The organism is Mesorhizobium sp. C120A, from assembly GCF_030323105.1.
In the GTDB taxonomy this organism is placed as follows: domain Bacteria; phylum Pseudomonadota; class Alphaproteobacteria; order Rhizobiales; family Rhizobiaceae; genus Mesorhizobium.
In genome coordinates, this window is record NZ_CP100476.1 from 4361286 (window position 1) to 4387654 (window position 26369).

Here is a 26369-nt window from a genome sequence, read left to right on the forward strand (position 1 = left end):
GCTGATCCTATCGTGACAACAGGTCCGGCGGTGCAAGCCGCCGGACCTGACCGGCTCGGGCCGGTCGCAGGCTTGATTTTTTAAACGGACGGGGACGCGTGGCAGACCAGACCACCAATGCATGGCCGGCCAACGCCGGCCCAGCCGATCTGATCTCGCCGGCCCGCAAGCGGGCGGGTTTTGCCCTGATGGCGGCCGCCACGCTTGGCCTGCTGGCGGTGATCGCGTTTGAGATCCTCTACAAGAACGAGATCACCACGCTCGGCTTCGAGACCTGGCGTCCGATCGTCTACGCCTATGTTCTGTGGGGCGTGGCGCTCGGCATCGGCCAGGTGCTGACGCGCGGCGAGGACGGCCAGCGCGCGCTGTTCCTGCTGCCGGCGCTGCTGTTCACCATCGCCATGGTGATCTTCCCGACGCTGTTCGGCTTCTATATCGCGCTGACCGACTGGAACCTGTCGTCCTTTTCCGGCCGCAAGTTCAACGGGCTCGACAATTTCTGGCAGATGCTGGCCGATCCCTACTACCGCAACGCGCTGTTCAACATGGTGCTTTATGTGCTCGCCGTGCTGGTTGAGTATGTGATTGCCTTCGGCCTGGCGCTGCTGCTCAACGCGCAGATCCGGGCGCGCAAATTCTTCCGAGTCGTCTTCCTGATGCCGCTGATGCTGTCGCCGGTCGCGGTATCCTGGATGATCGGCAAATCGCTGATGGAGTACCGTTTCGGGCCGGCGGCGACGCTGGCGCGCCATCTCGGCTGGGAGAACCCCGCCTTCTTCTCCAACCCGATCACCGCCCGCATCTCGATCATGGTGCTCGACGCCTGGACCTTCATCCCGTTCATGATGATCATGCTGCTTGCCGGCCTGCAGGCGATGTCGCGCGACGTGCTGGAAGCGGCGCGCGTCGATGGCGCCACGCCCTGGCAGACTTTCTGGCAGGTCACCTTCCCGCTGATGCTGCCGGTGTCGGTCACGGCGGTGATCCTGCGCATCATCTTCAAGTTGAAGCTCGCCGACATCATCATCACCGTGACCTCCGGCGGGCCTGGCGGCGCCACCGATTCGGTGTCGAGCTTCATCTACCGCGAATACCGCGACCGCTCGAATGTCGGCTACGGCACCATGCTGGCGATGGCCTATCTCGTCATCATCGTCGTGTTCGTGACCTGGCTGTTGAAATTCGCCAATCGCTTCGTGCGCAACGTGAACTGACGAGGCACAATGAGCGTCCAGACCACCGACTATGCTGCCTCGGAAATCCGCTCACCGCTGGGTTTTCTGGCCAATCGCATCTTCATCTATGGCGCGCTGGCGTTCTGGGCCTTCATCTGCCTGTTCCCGATCTACTGGACCATCACCACCTCGTTCAAGACCGCGGTCGACGTCACGCAAGGACACCTCATCCCGTTCGTCGACTTCCAGCCGGACTGGAAGGGCTGGCGCTCGCTCGGCCTGTCGCCGGATTCGATCTTCCAGACCTCGACGGTGCGCGAGGAGTTTTTCAAGCGCTTCATGAATTCGGTCATCACCTCGGTCGGCGCGTCGAGCCTCGCCATCGTCATCGGCAGCCTCGCCGCCTATGGGCTGACCCGCTACCGCTATCAGTTCGCCTGGTTCAAGAACGAGGACATCTCCTTCTTCTTCCTGTCGCAGCTGATCCTGCCGCCGGTGGTGCTGGCCCTGCCCTTCCTGGTGCTCTACCGGGAAGTCGGTCTGCTCGACACACGCATCGGCCTGATCCTGCTCTACACGCTGATGGTGCTGCCGATCGTCATCTGGATCATGCGCGACCAGTTCAACTCGATCCCGGTCGAGCTCGAGGAGGCAGCGCTGGTCGACGGCCTCTCGATCTGGGGCGCTTTTTTCCGCATCGTCATGCCGATTGCGCTGCCGGGCATGGTCGCCGCTTTCATCCTGGCGATGGTGCTGTGCTGGAACGAGTATTTTTTCGCCGCGCTGCTGACCTCGACCGACGCCAAGACCATCCCGGTCATGGTGGCGAGCCAGACCGGCTCGCAAGGCATCAACTGGTGGTCGATGGCGGCGCTTGCCACCGCCGCGATCGCACCGCTGGCGGTCATCGGGATTGCGCTTGAGCGGTATCTGATCATGGGCATGACGGCGGGCGCGGTGAAGTAGGGCGAGAGGCGGCGTGCCCCTCTACTGTTGACCTCGGCGGGACAGCACCCCCCCTCTGGCCTGCCGGCCATCTCCCCCGCGAGGAGGGAGATCGGCAGCTTTGGCTGCATCGCTTTTCTTGCGACGTAGGTGATTGGCGAAAGCGGAAATGACATCTGATCTCCCCCCTTGCGGGGGAGATGTCCGGCAGGACAGAGGGGGTGTGAAGGATCGCTACAGAGCGACTTTGTCTGCTAGCGCCCCAATATCGCCCTCAGGTGATCCATGATCATCGCGACGCCCTTCTGCCCTAGCTCCGCCGAGGCCTCCGGCGCACTGGCCGTATACCACGCGGTATTCTCGCCAAAACGCCCGGCATCGACCGCTTCCGGACACAGTGCCAGCATCAATGATGTCTCGCCAACACCGGCGTGATCGAACGGATACTTCCCGTTCATGGCAGCCGACATTAGCGGGTGCACCTGCACCCAGTTGAAGAAATTCTCGCCGGCGGCGTGCCCGGCATAATAATCGGCCATCTCGTCTGAGCCCCACCAGCCCTCGCCGCGCTGCTTCTCGAGGAAGCGGAAAATCGCCTGGCGGCCGGCGGCCTTGAAGGCGAGATCGGTCGGCATGCCGGCGGCAAAGTTCTCGGTCTGGTGGTGGATGATGGCGTTGATGTTACGAAAGCCGATGCGCAGCAGGCTGTAGAACAATTCTTCGGCGAACGGCGCCAGCTGGTTGCCGCCGACCTGCACCGAGCCGTTGCCTTCAGGTGCTGCCACCACATAGCTCGCCGCACCGTAGTAGAAAGCCGGCAGGATGACGATGTCGGCCTCCTTCTCGTAGAGCTCCAGCGTCTTGACGACGGCCAGCGTGTCCATGCCGACAGCCATGTGCTCGCCGTGATATTCGAGCACGCCGAGCGGGAGAGCGACCGGCCAGTTCTCGGCGATCGCCTTGCGGATCTGGTGCGGCAACATCAGTTCGTAGCGCATGATCTATTCCATGTTGGTGTGGCGGGTGCGCATGGCCTCGGACGACTGGCCGGTCAGCGCCTTGAGCTTCAGCACCATCACCTCGAACAGCAGGAACAGCGCCCCTTCGAAGACCGAGCCCATCGGCAGCAGCGATGTCTTTTGTGGCCCCTGGTCACGCGCCATGGTCTGCGCCGGGATCAGCAAGGTGAAGTCGGCAAGCGCGACCGCACTACTGCCTGCCTCGGCGGTGAGCAAAAGCACGGTGGCGCCGGCCTGGCGGGCGACTTGCATCAAGGTAAGCACCGTCGTCGTCTCGCCCGGGCCGGAACTGACCAGGAAGACATCGGCTGGGCGAAGCGGTGGCGTGTTCATGTCGCCGGCCACCGACACCTCAAGGCCAAGGTGATAGAGGCGCATGGCGAAACCCTTGAGCTGCAAGGCCTCGCGGCCGCAGCCATAGACGACGATCTTTTGCGCGCGGGCCAGGGTTTCGCAGGCGGTGTCGATGCCGGCTTCGTCGACGCGCGCCAGTACGGCGCCCAGCTCTTGCAGGGCGGTCGAAAACATATCCGAGCCGGCATTCGTCATGAGAGTCCCATCTGTCCGGCTGGGTTTGTGGCCGGTGATTTCGGGTTGCGCGCTTTCGGAAAAAGGCTTGTTTTTGTTCATGCTATCACCGCGAAAATGCCTGTCCAACGGCCATGGCGGCTTTTGCTGAGCCAGCGGCGTGACAGTGTCATGTCAGACAATCAATCCAGGAAATCAGCACGACATGAAGACACGGCATTTCGACCGCATCGGCAATGGCGGCCTCGACTTCACCGAGCTTGGCTTCGGCAGCGCGCCGCTCGGCAACCTTTACCGCGCCGTCCCCGACGCGGATGCCAACGCCACGCTGGAGGCGGCGTGGGCGACCGGCTGCCGTTACTACGACACCGCGCCGCTCTATGGCCTGGGCCTTGCCGAAACACGGCTCAATGCCTTCCTGCGCGGCAGGAAGCGCGACGATTATGTGCTGTCGAGCAAGGTCGGTCGCCTGTTGCGCGCCTGCCCGCCGGAGGAACGAACCGGCATCGGCAAGTTCTTCGACACACCGACGCGCAAGGAGGTCTACGACTACAGCTACGACGGCGTCATGCGCTCGTTCGAGGCGTCGCTGGAACGGCTTGGCGTCGACCGCATCGACATCCTTTTCGTCCATGACCTCGACATCTTCACCCATGGCAGCAAGGAGGCGTCAGACCAGCGCATCGAGGAATTCATGGCCTCGGGCTACAACGGACTGGTTGCGCTGCGCGACCAGGGCGTGATCAAGGCCTTCGGCGGCGGCATCAACGAATGGGAGGTTTGCCAGACGCTGGCGGAGCGTGGCGACTTCGACCTGTTCCTGCTGGCCGGGCGCTACACGCTGCTGGAACAGGAAGCGCTTGCCACCTTCCTGCCGCTCTGTGAGCAACGCGGCATCGGCATCGTTCTCGGCGGTCCTTACAATTCCGGCATCCTGGCGACCGGGCCGAAGCCAGGCGCCTATTACAATTACTCCGAGGCGCCAAGGGACATCATGGAACGCGTCGGGCGCATCGAGGCCGTCTGCCAGCGCCATGGCGTCAGGCTGATCGAGGCGGCGCTGCAGTTTCCGCTGCTGCACCCTTCCGTGGTGTCGGTCATCCCCGGCGGCCAGCGGCCGAGTGAAGTCGAAAGCAACCGCACCCTGCTCGATGCCAAGCTGCCCGCGGCGCTGTGGGCGGACCTCAAGCAGGAAGGCCTGATGCGCGCGGATGCGCCGGTGGGCTAACGGCCTGCCTCAGCGGGCTGACGGCCTGCCGCCATCGAGGCAAAAGAAAAGCCGGGCGAACCCGGCTTTTCAACATTCTCTGAAAAATTTTTAGTTGACCGCGTCCTTGAGGCCTTTGCCGGCCGAGAACTTCGGCACGGTACGCGCCGGAATCTTCACTTCCGCGCCAGTCTGCGGGTTGCGGCCAGTCGATGCCGCACGCTTGGAGACGGTGAAATTTCCGAAGCCGACGAGCCGTACATCGCCGCCCTTCTTCAGTTCGCCAGTGATGACGGAGAACACCGCCTCAACCGCCGACTGTGCGTCACCCTTCGAAATGCTCGCGGATTCAGCGACAGCGGAAACCAGTTCGTTCTTGTTCATAAAAATTCCCTTCCATGAGAAAACCGGAACTTTCGACTCATCCGGCAGGAGAGGGACTTTAGAAAGAAGCGCTCGCAAACCCAAGTCAAAAAGCCGGAAAAAAGTTGAAAAAAGCCCGGAAATGGTGGGTTTTTCACATGAAAAGCCGGGCTCAAGGCCCGGCTCTCTCTTTGTGCACTGCAACTTTAGTAGTTTCTAATGTGCAAGCGACTTTCCAGCATCGTCAACGGTATCGGTGGAAGCCGGCGGATTGACTGGCTCGACCCACTCGATTGGCTCCGGCATGCGCACCAGCGCGTGCCTCAGAACCTCGCCGACACGTGAGACCGGAATGATCTCCATACCGTTCTTCACATTGTCCGGTATCTCCGCCAGATCCTTGGCGTTGTCTTCCGGGATCAGCACCTTCTTGATGCCGCCGCGCAGTGCGGCGAGCAGTTTCTCCTTGAGGCCGCCGATCGGCAAGATGCGGCCGCGAAGCGTTATCTCGCCAGTCATCGCCACATCGGCCCGGACCGGAATACCAGTCATGACAGATACGATGGCCGTCGCCATGGCAGCACCTGCAGACGGACCGTCCTTCGGCGTGGCGCCTTCGGGCAAGTGGACGTGGATGTCACGCTTGTCGAACAGCGGCGGCTCGATGCCGAAATCGATGGCCCGCGAGCGGACATAAGAGGCCGCCGCCGAGATCGATTCCTTCATCACGTCGCGCAGATTGCCGGTCACCGTCATGCGGCCCTTGCCGGGCATCATGACGCCTTCGACCGTCAGCAGCTCGCCGCCGACTTCCGTCCAGGCAAGACCGGTGACGACACCGACCTGATCGTCAGCCTCGACCTGGCCGAAGCGGAAGCGCGGAACACCGAGGTAATCGGCGAGGTTCGCCGCCGTGATGCTCACCGTCTTCTTCTTCGTCTTCAGGATCTCGGTCACCGCCTTGCGCCCGAGCTTCATCAGCTCGCGCTCCAGGCTTCTGACGCCCGCTTCACGGGTGTAGGTCTGGATGATGCCGCGGATCGCGTCCTCGCCGACGGAGAATTCCTTCGGCTGCAGGGCATGATCGCGGATCACCTTGGGCATCAGGTGACGCTTGGCGATCTCGATCTTCTCGTCCTCGGTGTAGCCGGCGATACGGATGATCTCCATGCGGTCCATCAGGGGCGCAGGGATGTTCAGTGTGTTCGCCGTCGTCACGAACATCACGCTCGATAGGTCGTATTCGACCTCGAGGTAATGGTCCATGAACGTCGAGTTCTGCTCGGGATCGAGCACCTCGAGCAAAGCCGATGACGGATCGCCACGGAAGTCCTGGCCCATCTTGTCGATCTCGTCGAGCAGGAAGAGCGGGTTGGACTTCTTGGCCTTCTTCATCGACTGGATGACCTTGCCGGGCATCGAGCCGATATAGGTGCGGCGGTGGCCACGGATCTCGGCCTCGTCACGCACGCCGCCAAGCGCCATGCGGATGAACTCGCGGCCGGTCGCCTTGGCGATCGACTTGCCGAGCGAGGTCTTGCCGACGCCGGGAGGGCCGACGAGGCACAGGATCGGCCCCTTCAGCTTCTTCTGGCGGCTTTGCACGGCGAGATACTCGACGATGCGGTCCTTGACCTTGTCGAGGCCGAAATGATCGGTGTCGAGCACGTTCTGCGCAAACGCCAGGTCCTGCTTGACCTTGGAGTTCTTGCCCCACGGGATCGACAGGATCCAGTCGAGGTAGTTGCGCACGACGGTCGATTCCGCCGACATCGGCGACATCGTCCGCAGCTTCTTCAACTCGGCTTCCGCCTTTTCGCGGGCCTCCTTGGAGAGCTTGGTCTTCTTGATGCGCGCCTCGATCTCGGCGGCCTCGTCGCGGCCGTCCTCGCCTTCGCCGAGCTCCTTCTGGATCGCCTTCATCTGCTCGTTGAGGTAATATTCGCGCTGCGTCTTCTCCATCTGGCGCTTGACGCGCGAGCGGATGCGCTTCTCCACCTGCAGGACGGAGATTTCGGCTTCCATGAAGCCCATCGCCTTTTCCAGCCGTTCCTTGACGGACAGCGTGGCCAGCATCTCCTGCTTCTCGGGGATCTTGATGGCGAGGTGCGAAGCAACCGTATCGGCGAGCTTGGAATAGTCGTCGATCTGGCTGGCGGCGCCCACCACTTCAGGCGAGATCTTCTTGTTCAGCTTGACGTAGTTTTCGAAGTCGGTGACGACCGAACGGGCGAGCGCCTCGACCTCGACCTCTTCCTCCTCCGGCTCGACCAGCGCCGTGGCGGTAGCTTCGTGGAAGTCCGGACGGTCGGTGAACGAGACGATCTTGGCACGCGACGCGCCTTCGACCAGCACCTTGACGGTGCCGTCGGGCAGCTTCAGCAATTGCAGCACATTGGCGAGCGTGCCGATGTCGAAGATCGCATCGGGCTCGGGATCGTCATCGGCGGCATTCATCTGGGTGGCAAGCAGGATCTGCTTTTCCTGACCCATAACCTCTTCCAGCGCCTTGATCGACTTTTCACGCCCGACAAAGAGCGGAACGATCATGTGCGGGAACACCACGATGTCGCGCAGTGGGAGGACTGCGAAGACGCCGTCGCTGGGAGCCTTGGATATTTTGGCCATTGTCCAACCTTTCATGTCGCGGCCGCTAATCGAGCCAACCGCGAATCTCATATTAACGACCGAGGATCGTTCCGCCTACCACCGTTTGTGACGGGAGTTTTACAGCACAGAATTCGGCACCACGGCCTTCCGATGTTAGTTGGATGCACGAGGGGCAAAGATCAAGGGTCGACACGTTCGTTCATCCACTCCGTCACAAGGATCGGTACCTCACCACAGCAAAACGGCGCCCCGCGGGCGCCGTTCCATAAAAAGGTTAGGCCAGATGCCAGATCAGGCGCTGACGTTGCCCTTCTTTTCCTTCTGCTCGGAATAGATGTAGAGCGGCCGGGCGCTGCCGGTCACCACTTCTTCCGAAATCACCACTTCGCGCACGCCTTCCAGGGCGGGCAGTTCGAACATGGTGTCGAGCAGGATCGCTTCCATGATCGAGCGGAGGCCACGGGCGCCGGTCTTGCGCTCGATGGCGCGCTTGGCGATCGCCGACAGCGCATTCTCATGGAAGGTCAGGTCGACACTTTCCATCTCGAACAGCCGCTGATACTGCTTGACCAGCGCGTTTTTCGGCTCGGTCAGGATCTGGATCAGAGCCGGCTCGTCGAGGTCTTCCAGCGTCGCCAGGACCGGCAGACGGCCGACAAACTCGGGGATGAGGCCGAACTTCAAGAGATCCTCGGGCTCGACCAGGCGGAACACGTCACCGGTGCGGCGATCCTCGGGCGAAGCGACGATGGCGCCGAAGCCGATGGAAGTCTTCCTGCCGCGATCCGAGATGATCTTGTCCAGCCCGGCGAAGGCGCCGCCGCAGATGAACAGGATGTTGGCGGTGTCGACCTGCAGGAACTCCTGCTGCGGATGCTTGCGGCCGCCCTGCGGCGGCACGGAGGCAACGGTGCCTTCCATGATCTTCAGAAGCGCCTGCTGCACGCCCTCGCCCGACACGTCGCGGGTGATCGATGGGTTGTCGGACTTGCGCGAGATCTTGTCGATTTCATCGATGTAGACGATGCCGCGCTGGGCGCGCTCGACATTGTAGTCGGCCGACTGCAGCAGCTTCAGGATGATGTTTTCGACGTCCTCGCCGACGTAACCGGCTTCGGTCAGCGTCGTCGCGTCGGCCATGGTGAAGGGCACGTCGATGATGCGGGCCAGCGTCTGGGCAAGCAGCGTCTTGCCGCAGCCGGTCGGGCCGATCAGCAGGATGTTGGACTTCGCCAATTCGACGTCGTTGTTCTTGCCGGCATGCGCGAGGCGCTTGTAGTGGTTGTGGACCGCCACCGACAGCACGCGCTTGGCGTAGGGCTGGCCGATGACATAGTCGTCAAGAACCTTCAGGATCTCCTGCGGGGTCGGCACGCCCTCGCGCGACTTCACCATCGAGGTCTTGTTCTCCTCGCGGATGATGTCCATGCATAGCTCGACGCACTCGTCGCAGATGAACACCGTTGGGCCGGCGATCAGCTTGCGCACCTCGTGCTGGCTTTTGCCGCAAAACGAGCAATAAAGCGTGTTCTTCGAATCACCGCTGTTGTTGCCGACTTTGCTCATTTTCCTGTCCTTTCATGGCCGCCCGCCGATGGTCTGGCTGAAAGGGCGCATATTCTATCTATCGCGGGAATTCGCCGCCGCCAGTGTCCCGGCTCCCGCAACGCATTCCGTACGAAACACAAATCAGAAAACGTCGCAATGATTCGCGCCAACCCTGCACAAAGCTAAGCCGTCGAAAATCAACATAGCCTTAACGTAGGCAATCCCATCCACCGAGGGAACAGCCAATTGTGGCCGAAATGCCGCAAATCCCAGCAAAAGCGCGTTATCCCGCCACCCAACTGCCATGCAGCGATTATGCCGCAGCGCCTTCGACCGGCTCGCGCGACGAAATGACCTTGTCGATGAGGCCGAAATCCTTGGCTTCGTCGGCTGTCATGAAATGGTCGCGGTCAAGCGTCTTTTCAATGTCTTCGTAGCTCTTGCCGGTGTGTTTGACGTAGACCTCGTTGAGGCGGCGCTTCAGCTTGATGATGTCCTGCGCGTGCCGCTCGATGTCGGAGGCCTGGCCCTGGAAACCGCCGGAAGGCTGGTGAACCATGATACGGGCGTTCGGCGTGGCAAAACGCATGTCCTTGTGGCCGGCGGTCAGAAGCAGCGAGCCCATCGACGCCGCCTGGCCGATGCACAGCGTCGACACCGCCGGCTTGATGAACTGCATGGTGTCGTAGATCGCCATGCCCGAGGTCACCACGCCGCCCGGCGAGTTGATGTAGAGATTGATCTCTTTCTTCGGGTTCTCGGCCTCGAGGAACAAAAGCTGTGCACAAACCAGCGTCGCCATACCGTCTTCGACCGGGCCGGTGATGAAAATGATGCGCTCTTTCAGCAGGCGCGAGAAAATGTCGTAGGCCCGCTCGCCGCGATTGGTCTGCTCGACCACCATCGGAACGAGGTTCATGTAGGTTTCGACGGGGTTCTTCATGGACTACCCTTTTTGGAGATGGGGATTCCGGCGCCGGAACATCGGGCAGAATCGGTTCTTGATGGTTAGAATGTAAATAGGATGCCGGCTCACCCTAGCGCAAGGCCGCCTCCTCCTAGCCATCTGGTTAAGTCGAATCAAGGTTTCCGCGCAAGGGAAAGTCCGAACGCGGCCAGCGGCGTTTTTGCGGTGTAGCAATTCCTTAACCGCGTCGCTTAACGAAATGCGGCGAAACCGCTTTCCCCCGGAGAACCTTCCCCTACAATTCAACATTGAACCTCACGTTTCGGGTTCAAACAGGGGGAGTGCCATGATCAGGAAAACTGCTTGCCTCGCCATCTCCGGCCTTGCCGGTCTCGGCATGGTGTCCGATGCGGTTGCCGGCGGCCGGGCCGCCGAATGCTATGAGCCGGTGCACAGGCCGGCGCTCTATGACGCCGTCTATGAAGACGTCATGGTCAGTCCCGGCGGGCAGTTGGTCGACTATGATCCGCCGATCTATGGCACCATGGAGCGCGTCGAGCAGATCGCGCCGCCCCGAGTCACCTATGACATCGTACCGGCGAGAACCCGCACCGTTTACCGCACGGTCCAGGTCGACGATGGCGGCTATGCCTGGGAATGGCGCGTCATCCACGGCCGCAAGGTGCTGTGCAAGGTGTGGCGCAAGGCCCGCTACGCGCGTGTGGCCGAAACAGTGGTGGTTGAACCGGAGCGCACCCGCCGGGTTGTGCTGCCGGCCGAATATGAGAGCGTCGCCCATGAAGTGCTGGTGCGGCCCGAGCGGCGGCACGTCACCCAGATAGCGCCGTCATACCAGAGGATGGCGCGCCGGGTGGTGGTGCAGGAAGGCTCGACCAGCTGGCGCCGCGTGCATATTGCCAGGCATTGCGAGGATTAGACTTCGGTACTTCGCCGAGGTCCGCCTCGGTTGGCTCAATCCATAGGGCCGTCGGGTGCCAACATCCGGTCTGGCACCAAGCCGGCAAGCCGCGGTAATGGTCTGGCATGACCACATCCATGCCGCCCTACCTCGCCTTTGATCCAGCCACGCGCCGCCTGCGGCTCGATCCGCACGAACCGGCGTTTTTCCAGAACCCCTACGACGCCTATGCCGTCCTGCATGGCGCATCGAATGCCTTCTTCTGGGAGGAATTCGGCTTTTGGTGCTTTGGCGGCTTCGACGACGTCAACCGGCTGTTGCGCGACCGCCGCTTCGGTCGCCAGAACCCGGCCGGCATTCCCGACAGCCGCGGCATCGGCGAGGATCGCTCGCATTTGGCCGCTTTCGACGGCATCGAGAGCAATTCGATGCTGGAGCTGGAGCCGCCGGTGCACACCAGGCTCAGAACCCTGGTCAACCGCGCCTTCGTCTCGCGCCAGGTCGAGCGGCTGCGGCCGCGCGTGGAGGCGCTGGCCAATGAGCTGATCGACCGTTTCGAACCGCGCCAGGTCGATCTATTGCCCAGCTTCGCCGCACCTTTGCCGATCACCATCATTGCCGAAATGCTCGGTGTGCCGGTCGAAATGGGGCCGCAACTGCTCGACTGGTCGCACCGGATGGTGGCCATGTACATGCATGGCCGGACGCGCGAGACCGAGGAAGCGGCCAATCGCGCCGCGCACGATTTTTCCGACTTTTTGCGCGGCTATGTCACCGAGCGGCGGAAGAAGCCTGGCGACGACCTGCTATCGCTGCTGATCGCGGCACAAGAGGATGGCCAGAAGCTGTCGGAAGACGAGTTGGTCTCGTCTGCCATCCTGTTGCTCAATGCCGGCCACGAGGCGACCGTCCATCAAACCGGCAACGCCGTGCGCACGTTGCTGGCCCAAGGCGGCGACCCCGGCCGTTTCTTCACCTCGCCGGAAGCAACCGCTGCGACGGTCGAGGAGTGCCTGCGCTTCGACGCGCCGCTGCACATGTTCACCCGCTACGCCTATCAGGAGGTCGAGGTGACATCCGGGGTTGTCGTACAACCGGGCGAGACGGTCGGCCTGCTGCTCGGCATGGCCAATCATGATCCGCTTGCCCTTGCCGAACCCGGCGCCTTCCGGCCCGGCCGACCAGACCAGAAGAATGTCTCGTTCGGCGCCGGTATCCATTTCTGCATCGGTGCGCCGCTGGCGCGGCTGGAATTGCAGGTGTCGCTGAAAACCCTGTTCGAGCGGCAGCCGCAACTCCATCTTGCGGAGCAGCCGCGCTTCCGCGACACCTATCATTTCCATGGGCTGGAAAGGCTCATTGTGAGCTTGTGAGGACGGCGGAGCCGACGCATGCCCGAGAAAATGAGATTCGCCTTTCTACAGGAACCACCCTTCTGCTTTATCGACGGATCGGGACGTCTGGGCGGCAGCGATGCCCAACTGGCCAAGAGGTCTGCCTGACGCTCGGGCTGGAACTTTTGCCCATCGAGACCGAGTTTGCCGAGCTGCTGCCTGGGTTTGCCGAAGATCGGTGGGACATAACCACCGGCCCTGTTCATTTCCGACGACCGCCGGAAGCTGGTCGACTTCACAAGGCCGATCTGGATGCTGGCGGATGGATTGCTGGTCGCGAAAGACAATCCCCGCGCCTTCGATAGCTATCGGTCCGTCGCCAATGATCGGACGGCGCTGATCGGCGTCATATCGGGCCAGATCCAGCACCGGACGGCCCTGCAAAACGCTATTCAGCCCGAACGGCTAAGGATATTTGCCACTCAGGCCGAAGCAGCTAACGCCGTCGCGGCCGGCGTGGTGCATGCCTATGCGAGTGCAGCGCTCGCGCATCGCGGCTATCTGAGCCGGCGACCCGACGCGCCTCTCGACGTCCCGACAGTCGAAAAACAGCCAGCGCCCGGCGCTTTCGCTCTCGCCAAAGGCAGTGCCACCCTGCTCCAGCGCGTCGATTTATGTCTCAGTGATTTGCTTGGAAGTCCCTGGCACAGGGAGATGATGAGCGGATACGGCTTTCCGACACTGACATCGATCGGCTTTTGTGAAGTCCAAGCGCGACCGAGCGGTCAGAGCTTGATCACATACTCCTTGCGGGTCGTTTCAAGCACTTCCCAGCTGCCCCTGAAGCCTGGCCTGAGCACGAAGCTGTCGCCGGCCCGGACCGTGCGCGCCTCGCCGCCATCCTCGGCAACCACCGAGACGCCGGACAGGATGTGGCAGAACTCCCATTCGTCATATTCGATGCGCCATTTGCCCGGCGTCGCTTCCCAGATGCCGGCATAGAGCCCGCCGTCGCGCTCCTCGACATTCCAGGTGCGGAACTTCGGATCGCCCGCAATCAGACGATCCGGCGCCGGGGCGCCAATCTCGGCGTCGACGCTGTCGGTCAATATGGCCAGGTAATGCGCGGACAGGATTTGCCTCCAACAGGTTAGTGAGTAGTGAGTAGTGAGCGGAAAGCGCTCCCTCGAACGGGTGGCTAATCACTAATCACTGCTAACTAGTGAATACCGACCACTACTCACTACTCACTACTCACTTCAAAAAATCAAACCTTGGCCAAAGCCTGTTCCAGATCGGCGACGATGTCGTTGACATCCTCGATGCCGACGGAAAGCCGGACCGTGTCCGGTCCCGCACCCGCCTTGACCTTCTGCTCGTCGGAAAGCTGGCGATGCGTGGTCGATGCCGGATGGATGACCAGCGACTTGGTGTCGCCGACATTGGCGAGGTGCGAGAACAGTTCGAGCGCCTCGACGAACTTGATGCCGGCCTCGTAGCCGCCCTTCAGGCCGAAGGTGAAGACAGCACCGGCGCCTTGCGGCGAGTATTTCTTCTGCAGCGCGTTGTTCTTGTCGCTGGGCAGGCCGGGATAGTTGACCCAGGCGACCTTGGGGTGGTTGGACAGCCAGCCGGCTACGGTGATCGCATTGTCGCAATGGCGTTGCATCCTGAGCGGCAAGGTCTCCAGCCCGGTCAGGATCAGGAAGGCATTGAACGGCGAAATCGCCGGGCCGAGGTCACGCAGGCCAAGCACGCGCGCGGCGATGGCGAAGGCGAAATTGCCGAAGGTTTCGTGCAGGACAAGGCCGCCATATTCGGGGCGCGGCTCCGACAGCATCGGATATTTGCCGGATTTCGACCAGTCGAACGTGCCGCCATCGACGATGGCGCCGCCGATCGAATTGCCGTGGCCGCCGATGAACTTGGTCAGCGAATGGACGACGATGTCGGCGCCATGCTCGATCGGCCGCACCAGATAGGGCGAGGCCAGCGTGTTGTCGACGATGAGCGGCAAGCCGTGCTTGCGGGCGATGTCGCCGATTTTCTCTATGTCGACGAAGGTGCCGCCGGGATTGGCCAGGCTCTCGATGAAGATCGCCTTGGTCTTGTCGTCTATCTGGCTTTCGAAGGTGGAGACGTCGTTGGTGTCGGCCCAACGCACCTCCCAGCCGAAATTCTTGAAGGCATGGCCGAACTGATTGATCGAACCACCGTAAAGCCTTGTGGCGGCGACGAAATTATCGCCAGGCCGCATGAGATTGTGGAACACGATCACCTGTGCGGCATGGCCGGAAGCAACGGCAAGTGCAGCCGTGCCGCCTTCGAGCGCCGCGATCCGCTCTTCCAGCACCGCCTGGGTCGGGTTCATGATGCGGGTGTAGATGTTGCCGAAGGCCTTCAGCCCGAACAGCGAGGCGGCATGGTCGGCATCGTCGAACACAAAGGAGGTCGTCTGGTAGATCGGCGTGGCGCGTGCGCCCGTTGCCGGGTCGGGCTTGGCGCCGGCATGGACGGCGAGCGTGTTGAAACCGGGCGTGCGGGTCATCGAAAACCTCCCTGAGCGGTAAACGTGTGAATGGTGAAATGATGAATGGTGAGCGATAAATGGTGGTCGCAAAGTCGGCCAGTCCCACCTTGATTGCAAGCCGCTCATATGCGGCTTTACCCGGCTTCCAGGAAAATCCTTCTATTCACCATTCACCATTCACTGCCTTACTTCTGGCGCACACCGAAACTCTGGAATCCCGACCGCATCAGCGGCTTCTTCGACGAAAGCACACCGGAGTTGACGCCGGTCCAGCCGATCTCGCCCGACAGCTTGCCATATTCGATCTTCGGGCAGCGGTTCATCACCACCTTGATACCGGCCGCCTCGGCACGCGCGGCCGCCTCGTCGTCGCGCACGCCAAGCTGCATCCAGATCACCTTCGGCAAGGGGTCGAGCTTCAGCACCTCATCTACAATGCCGGGCACCGCTGCAGAGGCGCGAAAGATGTCGACCATGTCGACCGGCTCCGGCAGATCGGCAAGGCTGGCATAGGTCATGCGGCCGAGGATTTCCTTGCCGGCCTGCCCCGGATTGATCGGAAACACCGAAAAGCCCTTGGCCAGCAGATATTTCAGCACGAAAAAGCTCGGCCTGACATCGTTGGCCGACGCGCCGACCATGGCGATGGTCTTCACAGAATTGAGGATGCCGCCGATATAGGCATTGTCGTAGCTATCGTGATTCACTCGTCGGTCTCCCTCAGTGCTTCCTCCATAAAGGACTGCGGGTCCGTGCAGAAGTCGCGCATCATGCGAAAATGATCGGTATCGGTGAAATCTGTGGGGTCGAGGCCGAAGCGGCTGATGCGGAACAGCCGCGCGCCCGGACAGGCCATCAGCAGCGGCGAGTGCGTCGCCATGATCACTTGAGCCGTGCCGGACCGGTCCATGCGCCGCAGCATCTTCAGCAGCTCGATCTGCCGCGATGGCGACAGCGCGCTTTCGGGCTCGTCGAGGATGTAGATACCTTGCCGGCGGCAGCGCTCCTCGAAGAAGCGGATGAACCCTTCACCATGCGACCAGGACAGGAAATCCGGCGGCGCCCCGCCAGATTCCAGCGCCGCCTGATCGAGATAGCGGGCAACCGTGTAAAAAGATTCGGCGCGGAAGAACCAACCCGCTGTGACCTTCGGCAGCCAGTGGCCGCGCAACGTGTCGGCAAGCGCTGCACCACTCTCGTCGATGGCGCCGGAGTGGTCGACGGGCATGTAGCCCTTGCCGCCGCCGGCTTCGTCGTAACCGGCCACCGCGCCGATCGCTTCCAGCAGCGTCGATTTGCCGGTGCCGTTTTCGCCGACAATGATGGTGATCGGCGTGGTGAATTCGAGCTCGAATTCGCGGCCGCGGAACAGCGGCAGGTTCCAGGGATATTTTTCCCAATCTTCCACGCGCTCGGGGTCAATCAGGATGCGTTTGAGATAAGGCGCCTTAAGCCGGGTCAGTTGCTTGCGATAGCCCATGCGGACGCTCAATCCGGCAGCGAGATGGTGCCGTCATCCGCGATCGGGAAGGCCGGATTGTGCGCCACTTCCCAGACATGGCCGTCGGCATCGGCGAAATAGCCGTACCAGCCGCCCCAGAAGGCACGGCCGGCCGGCTTGACGATTGTGCCGCCGGCCTTCTCGGCTGCGGCCAAGACCTCGTCAACCTCGGCATCGGAGCGGGTGTTGTAGGCGAGGTAGACCGCCGACGGTGCTGCGGCGAAGGCAATGCCTGAATCCTCCTCGGCGCTTGGCCGCGGGAACAGGCCGAGAATGGCGCCGCCCATCTGGAAGAAGGCGACGCCATCGGTGATGCCGGCGTGGCGCTTCAGGCCCATGCCCTCGTAAAAGCGCACGGCGCGCTCGAGATCGTCGGTGGCGATGGTGATGATGGAGATGCGCGGTTCCATGGATCGAAAACCTATTCGTCCGTCCATTCCGGTTTGCGCTTGCCGATGAAGGCGCCGATGCCTTCCTCGGCGTCGCGGGCCAGCATGTTCTCGACCATGACGCGGCCGGTATAGGCATACGCGTCCGCCAACCCCATCTCGGCCTGCGCGTAAAAGGCTTCCTTGCCGGTCTTGACCACCAGAGATGATTTGGAGGCAATGGTTTGCGCGTATTTGGTGACGATCTGATTCAGGTATTCGCGCGGCACGACGCGGTTGACCAGGCCGAATTCCTTGGCGGTTGCGGCATCGATGGTCTCGCCGGTGAGCAGCATTTCCATGGCGTGCTTGTGAGACACGTTGCGTGACAGCGCCACCATCGGCGTCGAACAAAACAGGCCGATATTGACGCCCGGCGTGCAGAAGGTCGCTTCATGCGAGGCAATGGCGAGGTCGCAACTGCCAACCAGTTGCAGCCCCGCAGCAGTGGCGAGGCCATCGACTTCGGCGATGATCGGGAGCGGATGGCGCACGATCTGCTGCATCAACGCCGCGCAAGCCGAAAATGTCTGCTCGAAAAACCCCTTGCCCTTGTCTGCGTCGGCGCGGCGCGCGGTCATTTCCTTGAGATCGTGGCCGGCGCAAAAGACTTTCGCGGCGGCCGCCAGGACGATGACGCGGACCGATTTGTTGGCCTTGGCATGGTCGAGCTCGGCGCTCAGTGCCGCCATGACGGAAAGCGACAAGGCATTGGCGGGCGGATTGGCGAGCGTCAGGCGCAGCACGCCCTTGTCCAGCCTGGCGATGACCGGCCCGTCTATGGCAACAGGTTTGATAGAAAGGATTTCGGCCATGACAAGGTCTCCGCGATTCCGCCGGCGCGCCAGACTATCTAATATCGGATCGAGTTTCATCAACACCCATCGCTTGCGCCAGAGGTGTTGCCAGAAGCGCATCATTGAGTTCATACAGGCCCGGCATTGAACGAGAGACCGACATGCCCGCCCAGGACAATCTCAAGCCGGTGCTGACGGCGGCTGAAGTCAATGCGCTGATGGCCAGCGTCTACCCCCAGCTCAACGACGAGTTCACGTCGTATGAGGCGCTCGATGTGTTTCCCGGCGGCTGCACGGTGCGGCTCAACGCCAGCGAACGGCATTTGCGTCCCGGCGGCACGGTGTCCGGGCCCTCGCTGTTCACGCTGGCCGACATTGGCGGCTATGTCTGCGTGCTCAGCCATGCCGGGCCGGATGCGCTTTCGGTTACCGTCAACCTCAACATCAATTTTGTCCGCAAGGCCGAAGCCGGGCCGATCGACGGCCATTGCCGCATCCTGAAGCTGGGCAAGAGCCTGATGGTGTTCGATATCGACATCGTCGCCGGACCGAAGGGACACACGGTAGCGCATGCGACCGGCACCTATTCGATCCCGCCGAAGCGCGCCGCCGATGTGGTAAAATAATACCTTTTGATCAAACCTTTGTTTTTATTACACTTTACGAGCAGACGTGCTTTTCCCGCGCCTTGACGTGCACCACCCCCTCGCCTATAAGCCGTCACGAAGCAGCGGCCCGCAAAGGCCGCCGTTTTGTTATTGGCGGCGGGCAAGTGCCTTGTCGCCAATCCAAGCAACAAGAAACGCCTTCTTCGGAAGGTCAAAATCGAAAGCAGAAAATCCATGGCAACCTTTTCGCAGAAGCCTGCGGATGTGGTGAAGAAGTGGGTGCTGATCGACGCCGAGGGTCTCGTCGTCGGCCGTCTCGCCACTGTCATCGCCAATCATCTTCGCGGCAAGCACAAGCCCACCTTCACCCCGCATGTCGACGACGGCGATAACGTCATTGTCATCAATGCCGACAAGGTGGTGTTCACCGGCAAGAAGTTCACCGACAAGGTCTATTACTGGCACACCGGTCACCCCGGCGGCATCAAGGAGCGCACCGCGCGCCAGCTGCTCGAGGGCCGTTTCCCCGAGCGTGTCGTCGAGAAGGCCGTCGAACGCATGATCCCGCGCGGGCCGCTCGGCCGTCGTCAGATGAAGAACCTCCGCGTCTATGCAGGCACGGAACATCCGCATGTCGCCCAGCAGCCCGTCACCCTCGACGTCGGCGCGCTGAACGCCAAGAACAAGAAGGTTGCATAAGATGGCTGAGCTTTCCTCGCTCGCAGAATTGGGCGCCGCCACCGGCAACACCAACACCCAGCCGGCAGCACCCGTCCATGTCCAGAAGCTCGACAAGTCGGGCCGCGCCTATGCCACCGGCAAGCGCAAGAACGCCATCGCCCGCGTCTGGGTGAAGCCGGGTTCGGGCAAGATCGTCGTCAACGACAAGGAATTCGCGACCTATTTCGCGCGTCCGGTCCTGCAGATGATCCTCAACCAGCCGATCATCGCTTCCAACCGCGCCGGCCAGTACGACATCGTCGCCACCGTCATCGGCGGCGGCCTGTCCGGCCAGGCCGGTGCCGTTCGTCACGGCATCTCCAAGGCGCTGACCTACTATGAGCCGGCACTGCGCGCCGTGCTCAAGAAGGGCGGCTTCCTGACCCGCGACAGCCGCGTCGTCGAGCGCAAGAAGTACGGCAAGGCGAAGGCCCGTCGTTCCTTCCAGTTCTCGAAGCGCTAAGCGCTGCGACGTTCCAGACATCGAAAGGCCGCCTCCGGGCGGCCTTTTCTTTTGGGTCTCGGCAGTCACCCCACCCGGCGCTTCGCGCCGACCTCCCCATCGAGGGGAGGTAGGAGGTCGCGGCAGTTTTGCCGCCCGGACAATCCACGATGGTCCAGCGGCTACAAACCAGTTCGACCATAAAAACGCGGCACCCTACCTCCCCTCGATGGGGAGGTCGGCGCGAAGCGCCGGGTGGGGTGATGGCGCCGGCCTCGGTTCAAGTCTCAGAACTTGCCGGCCTTGATGTAATCGATAAACGCCCGTAGCGGCGCTGGAACCAGACGCCGTCCGGGATAGTACAGAAATGGTCCGGGAAAACTCTGCCACCACGGTTCGAGCACGGGCTCCAGGGCGCCGCTTTCGAAGTGAGGGCGAAGCCAGCCCTCGAAGAGAGCGACGATGCCGCTGCCGGCAATGGCCGCATGGACGGCAAGATCGCTCGCCCCGCCGATCCGCACGATCAACGGCCCCGTCGTGTCGACACGCACCACCTCGCCGTCGCGCTCGAATTCCCACGGCAGCATCGCACCGCTGGCAAAACGACCGCGCAGACAAGCATGGCCAAGCAGGTCGCTCGGGTGCTGCGGCCGCCCATGGCGCTCGAGATAGGCGGGGCTGGCGCCAGTGGCGAAGCGCTGGACGCGCGGTCCGATCGGCACCGCGATCATGTCCTGCTCCAGTCGCTCGTCATAGCGGATGCCGGCGTCGCAGCCCGCCGCCAGCACGTCGACGAAGTTCTCATCGGCGATGACCTCCAGCCGAATGCCGGGATAGGCGGCGAGGAAGCCCGGAACGATGTCGGGCAATATCAGCCGCGCGGCGCTGACCGGGACGTTGAGGCGCAGCGAACCAGCCGGCCTGTCGCGAAAGCCATTGACCACGTCGAGGGCCGCCTCCACCTCCGACAGCGCCGGGCCAAGCCGTCCGAGCAGGCTGAGACCTGCGTCGGTCGGAACGACGCTGCGTGTCGTGCGGTTGAACAGCCTGACGCCGAGCTGCGTCTCCAGGCGGCGCACCGCTTCGCTCAGGCCCGACGCGCTGCCGCCGCCGGCGCGAGCCCCTTCGCGAAAGCCGCCGGCACGCGCCACCGTCACGAAAGCGTTCAGATCGCCAAGGTCCATCATTGTTCGCCATTCCGCACAAGCTGTACGGATTGTACCTTATTATCCCGAGGTTGAGCAGCGTCTATCTTCGCCTCCTCAAAGGAGACCGACCATGTCCACCATCCAAAAATCCGGCACATTCACCCTCGGCAGCCACACCGTGAAACGGCTCGGCTACGGCGCCATGCAACTTGCCGGCCCGCACGTTTTCGGTCCGCCGAAGAATCATGACGCGGCCATTGCAGTGCTGCGCGAAGCGGTGGCCTCCGGGGTCAACCACATCGACACCAGCGACTATTATGGCCCGCATGTCACCAACCAGCTGATCCGCGAAGCGCTGGCGCCCTATCCGCAAGACCTCGTCATCGTCACAAAGATCGGGGCGCGGCGCGGCAGCGACGGCTCATGGCTGCCTGCCTATTCCGCCAAGGAACTTGAGCAGGCCGTGCACGATAATCTCAGGAATCTCGGTCTTGAGGTGCTGGATGTCGTCAATCTGCGCATCATGTTCGGGGTGATGGGTCCCGCCGAGGGCTCGATCGAGCCGCAGTTGACCGCGCTTGCCGAACTGCAGCGCAAGGGTCTGGTGCGCCATATCGGCCTGAGCAACGTCACCCCAGCGCAGGTCGAGGAAGGCCGTGGGATCGCCGAGATCGTCTGCGTGCAGAACCAGTACAATCTGGCGCATCGCGACGACGACGGGTTGATCGATGAACTGGCGCGCGCCGGTATCGCCTACACGCCGTTCTTCCCGCTCGGCGGTTTCAGCCCGCTGCAGTCGTCGACCTTGTCGGATGTGGCCGCGCGGCTCGGCGCCACACCCTTGCAGGTTGCGCTCGCCTGGCTGCTGCGCCGCTCGCCGAACATCCTGCTGATCCCGGGGACGTCGTCGATCGGGCATTTGAGAGAGAACCTGGCGGCGGCGGAACTGGAGCTGTCGGCCGATGTGCTAAGGGAATTGGATGGGGTGGCGAAAGCGGCGTGAAGATTTTGCGGGCGGCGCTGTCACCCCACCCGCGCCTTCGGCGCGACCTCCCCATCGAGGGGAGGTAGGAGGTCGCGGCAGCCTTGCATGCCTCGCAATCGCTACGACTGTCGGAATCTAAAGCGCCAACGCCCTACCTCCCCTCGATGGGGAGGTCGGCGCGCAGCGCCGGGTGGGGTGATGGCGCCGACGTACGATTTCTAATTGATACTCGCCGTATTCGCGGCTCGGCCGGCTTCGCCTCATCCACATAAGGCACCTTAAACCCGTTGGCCCCCAGCCAGCCAATGGCAGCCTTCGGTTCGTCGGTCTGGATGATGGTGGCGCCGCGTTCGGCCCAGAAACCGTGGTCTCGGCCGGCATGCCGGCCTGCACCGCCAGTTCATCGCCGCAGCCGCCGGAGAGGAAGCCGCCGGGCCTTGCACCTTGGCGATACAAGTCCTTCGCCAAGCTGTGACTGGCATCTTGCGTGCCGGTTCTGTAGTTGTGGCAGCCCGATGAACAAAGAAGGACCCGTAATGGCGAACCAGACCATCGACAACGCGTTCACCGCCCGCTCCAAGACGGGGCCTTCCTTCGAGCCGACCTATGCCGGCGCGCTGTCGTTCATGCGGCGCAAATACACCAAGGATGCAAAGGGCGCGGACGCCGTCGTGTGGGGCATTCCGTTCGATGCCGCCGTCACCAACCGGCCGGGCGCGCGCTTCGGGCCGCAGGCGATCCGCCGCGCCTCGGCGATCCTCGACAACGACCCGCAATATCCGTTCTCGCGCGACCTGTTCGAGCATCTCGCCGTCATCGACCATGGCGATTGCCTGCTCGATTCGGGCAATCACCAGAAGACACCAGGCACGATCGAGCGCGAGGCGGCGAAGATCCTGAAATCGGGTGCCTTCCTGTTGTCGCTCGGCGGCGACCATTTCGTCACCTGGCCGCTGCTCAAGGCGCATGCCGCCATCCATGGGCCGCTGGCGCTGGTGCAGTTCGACGCGCATCAGGACACCTGGCCTGACGATGGCAAGCGCATCGACCACGGTTCGTTCGTCGGGCGCGCCGTCAATGAGGGCATCATCGATCCTGATCGTTCGATCCAGATCGGCATCCGCACGCATGCCCCCGATACGTTCGGCATCAAGATCCTTTACGGTCACGAGATCGAGGAGATGCGGGCTTCCGACATCGCCTATGCGATCGTCGACCGCACCGGCGGCAGGAAGACCTATCTCACCTTCGACATCGACTGCCTCGACCCGGCCTTTGCGCCCGGCACCGGCACGCCGGTTGCCGGCGGACCGTCCTCGGCGAAAATCCTGTCGACGCTGCGCCAGCTCGGCCAAGTCGATATTGTCGGCGCCGACGTCGTCGAGGTTGCGCCGGCCTATGATCACGCCGATATAACGGCGATCGCCGGCTCGATGGTGGCCATGCACTATCTCGGCCTGGTGGCCGAGCGAAAAGCGCGGGCGGAAGAGCTGAACAGCGGCAACCATGGCGCGGCAAACCATGGCCAGGGCATATAGGCCTGAATTAGCAGGGAATTGACGGGCACATGAAACCGAAAATCTTCATCGATGGCGAACACGGCACCACCGGCCTGCAGATCCGGGCGCTGCTGGCCGAGCGCGGCGACCTCGAGATCATCTCGATCCCGGCCGAGCGCCGCAAGGAAACGGCGGCGCGCGCCGAGTTCCTCAATGCAGCCGATGTCGCCATCCTGTGCCTGCCGGATGCGGCTGCCAAGGAAAGCGTATCGCTGATTGCCAACGACACCACCAAGGTGATCGACGCCTCCACGGCACATCGCGTAGCCGAGGGCTGGGAATATGGCTTTGCCGAGATGGAAAAGGGCCAGGCCAAGATCATCGCCAATGCAAAACGCGTCGCCAATCCCGGCTGCTGGCCGCAAGGACCGATCGCGACACTGCGGCCGCTGGTCGCCGCCGGCCTGCTGCCGGCGGATTTCCCGATCACCGTCAATGGCATTTCGGGCTATTCGGGCGGCGGCCGGCCGATGATCGAGGACTATGTCGCCAAGGGCGAGGATGCCTCTGAATTCCAGGTCTATGGGCTGACCCTGCAGCACAAGCATGTGCCGGAGCTGCGCACCTATGCGAAGCTGTCGCACGATCCGATCATGCAGCCGGCGGTCGGCAATTTCGCCCAAGGCATGATCACAGTGGTGCCGCTGCAGCTCGGCGGGCTCGACCATGTGCCGGCCGGCGCCGAACTGCACGCGGCAATCGCCGACCATTTTGCCGCCATCAAGGGCGGCGTGGTCGAGGTAGCTCCTTACGAGCACGTGGAGCGCCTGCCCGAGATCAATCCCGAGGTCTATAACGGCACCAACCGCATGAAGGTCTATGTCTTTGCCAATGACGACAGGGCGCAGGCGCTGCTGATTGCGGTCTATGACAATCTCGGAAAGGGCGCCTCGGGTGCTGCCGTTCAGAACATGGATCTGATGCTCGGCCTTTAATTCAGTTGGAGAGAGCATGTTGCCCGAAAACCGCTTAACACTTTTCGGCACCACGCTCTGAATGGACGCGCCTGCATTTCCAAAGCGCTGGAAGATCAGCGCGCCCGAGCTCATTGCGGAGACGTTTTCGAGCCGCATCTGGAAGGTGCGGCGTGAGGACGGCTCGCCGGCCATCGTCAAGGCGCTCAAACCATTCGACGATGTCGAGGACGAGTTGCGCGGCGAGCACTATCTCGCATGGCGGCGCGGCGAAGGCGCGGTGCGGCTGCTTGGCCGGGACGGCCACCGCATGCTGCTCGAATATGCCGGCGACACCCTGCTTTCCGACGTTCTGGCCAAAGAAGGCGACAACGCCGCGACCGCAATCGCGGCCGAGTTGATGGGGAGACTGTTCTCGCCCTCAAGACACCCTGCCCCGCCGGACCTGCAGCCGCTGCGGACACGGTTTGCCAGCCTGTTCAAAAAGGCCGGAGCCGATCGCGACGCCGGAGAGCACAGCCTCTATATCGAGGCCGCCGAAATCGCGCGGACCGGCTGCTCGATGCCCCGCATGCGGTCAAGCCGCTGCATGGCGACCTGCATCACGACAACATTTTGCACGGTGCGCGCGGCTGGCTGGCGATCGACCCGAAGGGCGTGCTCGGCGATCCCGGCTTCGACGCCGCCAATCTGTTCTACAACCCACTGGGGCGCGACGACCTCTGCCTCGATCCCGAGCGCATCGCGCATATGGCTGAGATCTTCGCCAGGACACTCGGCCAGACGCCGGCTGCCATTCTCGACCATGCCATCGCCTATGGCTGCCTGTCGGCCGCATGGCATCATGAGGACGAGAATGCGGTCGACGAGAACCGCGAGCTGTCGGTTGCGGGAGTGATCCGAAAGGTGCGGCTCAGCTTCTGACCGGCGCAGCCTCGCGCTTTAGACGTAGCGAGGCAGTTCGTTCGCGAAATAGATTATTGCGACGGCCAAGACACCGTAGACGATGTACCTGCGTTCATGGGCGGCCGCGTTGGCAGTGGATAGGCGCCCTTGTTGCCGCGCCAGTGGGCGGCGGCAAATCCCAGCAGGACCAGCGCGAAGGCCTGATGGGTCAGCGCCATGTGCAGCGGCACCTGCATCAGCAGCGTGCCGATGCCGATCGAGGCCTGCACCAGCACCAGCAGAAACAGCAGCGTTGCGCGGCGTGCGTGTGTCGTGCCCGGCAGCCGCCGGCGCGTCGCTATCATATGCCAGAGCGCGATGGCAAAGACCGTATAGGCGCCGAGCCGGTGGACGAACTGCACCGTCTTCGGGTTCTCGAAGAAATTGCGCCAGGCCGGTTCGAGCAGCAGCAGCTCGCCGGGGATGATCTTGCCGTCCATCAGCGGCCAGGTGTTGTAGCTCAGGCCGGCGTCGAGCCCTGCGACCAGCCCGCCGAGATAGATCTGGACCAGCGCCAGCAGCACGATGAAACCGGCCAGTCTTTGCGTCGACCGGCCGGCGGCAGGCTCCGAATGCGGCGCCAGCCCGCGCGCGACCACCATGGTGGCAGTGAAGATCAGGGCGGCAAGCGTCAAATGCGTCGCCAGCCGGTACTGGCTGACGGAGACGCGGTCGACCAGGCCGGAGGCCACCATCCACCAGCCGATGGCGCCTTGCAGGCCACCAAGCAGCAGAATACCGACCAGCTTTGGCCCAAGGCCGCGCTCGATGCGGCGCGTCGCCCACAAGACCAGCAACGGCAGGCCGAAGACCAGGCCGACACTGCGCGCCAGGATACGGTGCGCCCACTCCCACCAGAAGATCGACTTGAAGGCATCGAGGCTCATGCCCTTGTTGAGCTCGGCATATTGCGGAATCTTCTGGTAGAGCTGGAATTCCTCCTGCCACTCCGCGTCATTGAGCGGCGGTATCACACCGTGGATCGGCTTCCACTCGGTGATCGACAGGCCGGAATTGGTGAGCCTGGTGGCGCCGCCGACCAGCACCAGCGCAAACAGCACCAGAAGCACGACATACAGCCAGCCGCGCACCAGCGCCCGATTTTTCAAGTCGCGATCGCGGTCAATGTAAGGCGCGGCGGCTGATATGGCGGCCATGGTTGGTCCCGGCAGGTTGACGTGGCGGATTGGTGAACCATCGCAACCCGGCTGACAAGACCGGACGGCGCGGCACGCCG

General features: G+C 62.6%; 25 protein-coding genes and 2 pseudogenes. 12 read left to right on the forward strand and 15 right to left on the reverse strand.

All coding sequences use genetic code 11. The features are described 5' to 3' along the window. Positions 1–98: 98 nt before the first annotated feature. Positions 99–1214: a carbohydrate ABC transporter permease gene (locus NL532_RS21195; RefSeq protein ID WP_023689462.1), complete on the forward strand. Its 1116-nt coding sequence runs from the start codon at positions 99–101 to the stop codon at positions 1212–1214. 9 nt (positions 1215–1223) lie between these two features. Continuing rightward, a complete protein-coding gene (locus NL532_RS21200; protein WP_023669427.1) occupies positions 1224–2141 on the forward strand; it encodes a carbohydrate ABC transporter permease in 918 nt (305 codons plus the stop codon). A gap of 233 nt (positions 2142–2374) precedes the next feature. Here NL532_RS21200 and NL532_RS21205 read toward each other — a convergent pair whose 3' ends face one another. Next, positions 2375–3118 carry a creatininase family protein gene (locus NL532_RS21205; RefSeq protein ID WP_023689463.1) on the reverse strand — a complete coding sequence of 248 codons (744 nt, stop codon included), beginning with the start codon at positions 3116–3118 and terminating at the stop codon, positions 2375–2377. Between the two features lie 3 nt (positions 3119–3121). After that, entirely contained in the window at positions 3122–3688 is a 567-nt protein-coding gene (locus NL532_RS21210) for an SIS domain-containing protein (RefSeq protein ID WP_023829449.1), read from the reverse strand. A gap of 184 nt (positions 3689–3872) precedes the next feature. Between NL532_RS21210 and NL532_RS21215 the strand changes: the two genes are divergently transcribed. Then, entirely contained in the window at positions 3873–4895 is a 1023-nt protein-coding gene (locus NL532_RS21215) for an aldo/keto reductase (protein ID WP_023829448.1), read from the forward strand. A gap of 90 nt (positions 4896–4985) precedes the next feature. On the opposite strand, the gene NL532_RS21220 is transcribed toward NL532_RS21215, so the two are convergent. The 4 genes from NL532_RS21220 to clpP form a co-directional block, all read right to left on the reverse strand. Further along, a complete protein-coding gene (locus NL532_RS21220; protein WP_023669423.1) occupies positions 4986–5258 on the reverse strand; it encodes an HU family DNA-binding protein in 273 nt (90 codons plus the stop codon). Between the two features lie 195 nt (positions 5259–5453). Further along, positions 5454–7865 carry an endopeptidase La gene (lon, locus tag NL532_RS21225; RefSeq protein ID WP_023682304.1) on the reverse strand — a complete coding sequence of 804 codons (2412 nt, stop codon included), beginning with the start codon at positions 7863–7865 and terminating at the stop codon, positions 5454–5456. A gap of 273 nt (positions 7866–8138) precedes the next feature. After that, positions 8139–9413: an ATP-dependent Clp protease ATP-binding subunit ClpX gene (clpX, locus tag NL532_RS21230; RefSeq protein ID WP_023682305.1), complete on the reverse strand. Its 1275-nt coding sequence runs from the start codon at positions 9411–9413 to the stop codon at positions 8139–8141. Between the two features lie 295 nt (positions 9414–9708). After that, entirely contained in the window at positions 9709–10338 is a 630-nt protein-coding gene (gene clpP, locus NL532_RS21235; protein ID WP_023682306.1) for an ATP-dependent Clp endopeptidase proteolytic subunit ClpP, read from the reverse strand. Positions 10339–10648: 310 nt separating this feature from the next. Here clpP and NL532_RS21240 point away from each other — a divergent pair, with 310 nt between their 5' ends. Further along, positions 10649–11239 carry a hypothetical protein gene (locus tag NL532_RS21240; RefSeq protein WP_023829447.1) on the forward strand — a complete coding sequence of 197 codons (591 nt, stop codon included), beginning with the start codon at positions 10649–10651 and terminating at the stop codon, positions 11237–11239. Positions 11240–11346: 107 nt separating this feature from the next. Continuing rightward, complete coding sequence (locus NL532_RS21245) at positions 11347–12594, forward strand: cytochrome P450 (RefSeq protein ID WP_023829446.1); 1248 nt, start codon at positions 11347–11349, stop codon at positions 12592–12594. A 746-nt stretch (positions 12595–13340) separates the two neighbouring features. Here NL532_RS21245 and NL532_RS21255 read toward each other — a convergent pair. The 6 genes from NL532_RS21255 to NL532_RS21280 all read right to left on the reverse strand — a co-directional run bounded on the left by NL532_RS21255 (position 13341) and on the right by NL532_RS21280 (position 17829). Beyond that, the gene (locus tag NL532_RS21255) at positions 13341–13667 is read right to left on the reverse strand and encodes a cupin domain-containing protein (RefSeq protein ID WP_502882008.1); all 327 of its coding nucleotides are present in this window, start codon (positions 13665–13667) and stop codon (positions 13341–13343) included. A 155-nt stretch (positions 13668–13822) separates the two neighbouring features. Further along, positions 13823–15103 (reverse strand): O-acetylhomoserine aminocarboxypropyltransferase, encoded by a 1281-nt coding sequence (locus NL532_RS21260; RefSeq protein WP_023829445.1) that lies wholly within the window; start codon positions 15101–15103, stop codon positions 13823–13825. Positions 15104–15270: 167 nt separating this feature from the next. Next, on the reverse strand, positions 15271–15792 hold the full coding sequence (locus tag NL532_RS21265) for a CoA-binding protein (protein ID WP_023829444.1): 522 nt from the start codon (positions 15790–15792) through the stop codon (positions 15271–15273). Next, complete coding sequence (locus NL532_RS21270) at positions 15789–16565, reverse strand: AAA family ATPase (protein WP_023682312.1); 777 nt, start codon at positions 16563–16565, stop codon at positions 15789–15791. Before NL532_RS21270 ends, NL532_RS21265 begins: the two co-directional genes overlap by 4 nt. 8 nt (positions 16566–16573) lie before the next feature. Next, on the reverse strand, positions 16574–16996 hold the full coding sequence (locus NL532_RS21275) for a VOC family protein (protein ID WP_023682313.1): 423 nt from the start codon (positions 16994–16996) through the stop codon (positions 16574–16576). An 11-nt stretch (positions 16997–17007) separates the two neighbouring features. Further along, positions 17008–17829 carry an enoyl-CoA hydratase gene (locus tag NL532_RS21280; protein WP_023829443.1) on the reverse strand — a complete coding sequence of 274 codons (822 nt, stop codon included), beginning with the start codon at positions 17827–17829 and terminating at the stop codon, positions 17008–17010. Positions 17830–17972: 143 nt separating this feature from the next. Here NL532_RS21280 and NL532_RS21285 point away from each other — a divergent pair, with 143 nt between their 5' ends. From NL532_RS21285 to rpsI, 3 genes are all read left to right on the forward strand, one after another. Next, positions 17973–18437, forward strand: a complete 465-nt coding sequence (locus NL532_RS21285; protein WP_023693292.1) for a PaaI family thioesterase — start codon at positions 17973–17975, stop codon at positions 18435–18437. A gap of 216 nt (positions 18438–18653) precedes the next feature. Beyond that, positions 18654–19118: a 50S ribosomal protein L13 gene (gene rplM / locus NL532_RS21290; protein WP_023669409.1), complete on the forward strand. Its 465-nt coding sequence runs from the start codon at positions 18654–18656 to the stop codon at positions 19116–19118. A gap of 1 nt (position 19119) precedes the next feature. Continuing rightward, a complete protein-coding gene (gene rpsI / locus NL532_RS21295) occupies positions 19120–19602 on the forward strand; it encodes a 30S ribosomal protein S9 (RefSeq protein WP_023669408.1) in 483 nt (160 codons plus the stop codon). Between the two features lie 266 nt (positions 19603–19868). On the opposite strand, the gene NL532_RS21300 is transcribed toward rpsI, so the two are convergent. Next, on the reverse strand, positions 19869–20768 hold the full coding sequence (locus NL532_RS21300) for a LysR family transcriptional regulator (RefSeq protein WP_023693291.1): 900 nt from the start codon (positions 20766–20768) through the stop codon (positions 19869–19871). A 91-nt stretch (positions 20769–20859) separates the two neighbouring features. On the opposite strand from NL532_RS21300, the gene NL532_RS21305 reads away from it, so the two are divergent. After that, a complete protein-coding gene (locus NL532_RS21305) occupies positions 20860–21732 on the forward strand; it encodes an aldo/keto reductase family oxidoreductase (protein WP_023689475.1) in 873 nt (290 codons plus the stop codon). Positions 21733–21932: 200 nt separating this feature from the next. Here NL532_RS21305 and NL532_RS21310 read toward each other — a convergent pair. Next, a pseudogene (locus NL532_RS21310) lies at positions 21933–22152 on the reverse strand (glycerophosphodiester phosphodiesterase family protein); the annotation flags it as partial. A 98-nt stretch (positions 22153–22250) separates the two neighbouring features. Here NL532_RS21310 and speB point away from each other — a divergent pair. The 3 genes and pseudogenes from speB (at position 22251) to NL532_RS21325 (ending at position 25111) form a co-directional block, all read left to right on the forward strand. Beyond that, positions 22251–23252: an agmatinase gene (gene speB, locus NL532_RS21315; RefSeq protein WP_023829442.1), complete on the forward strand. Its 1002-nt coding sequence runs from the start codon at positions 22251–22253 to the stop codon at positions 23250–23252. A 29-nt stretch (positions 23253–23281) separates the two neighbouring features. Next, complete coding sequence (gene argC, locus NL532_RS21320; RefSeq protein WP_023669404.1) at positions 23282–24208, forward strand: N-acetyl-gamma-glutamyl-phosphate reductase; 927 nt, start codon at positions 23282–23284, stop codon at positions 24206–24208. Between the two features lie 61 nt (positions 24209–24269). After that, positions 24270–25111 (forward strand): annotated as a pseudogene (locus NL532_RS21325) (aminoglycoside phosphotransferase family protein). 53 nt (positions 25112–25164) lie between these two features. Here the strand turns inward: NL532_RS21325 and NL532_RS21330 are convergent. Next, the gene (locus NL532_RS21330; RefSeq protein ID WP_023669402.1) at positions 25165–26289 is read right to left on the reverse strand and encodes a COX15/CtaA family protein; all 1125 of its coding nucleotides are present in this window, start codon (positions 26287–26289) and stop codon (positions 25165–25167) included. Between the last annotated feature and the right edge of the window lie 80 nt (positions 26290–26369).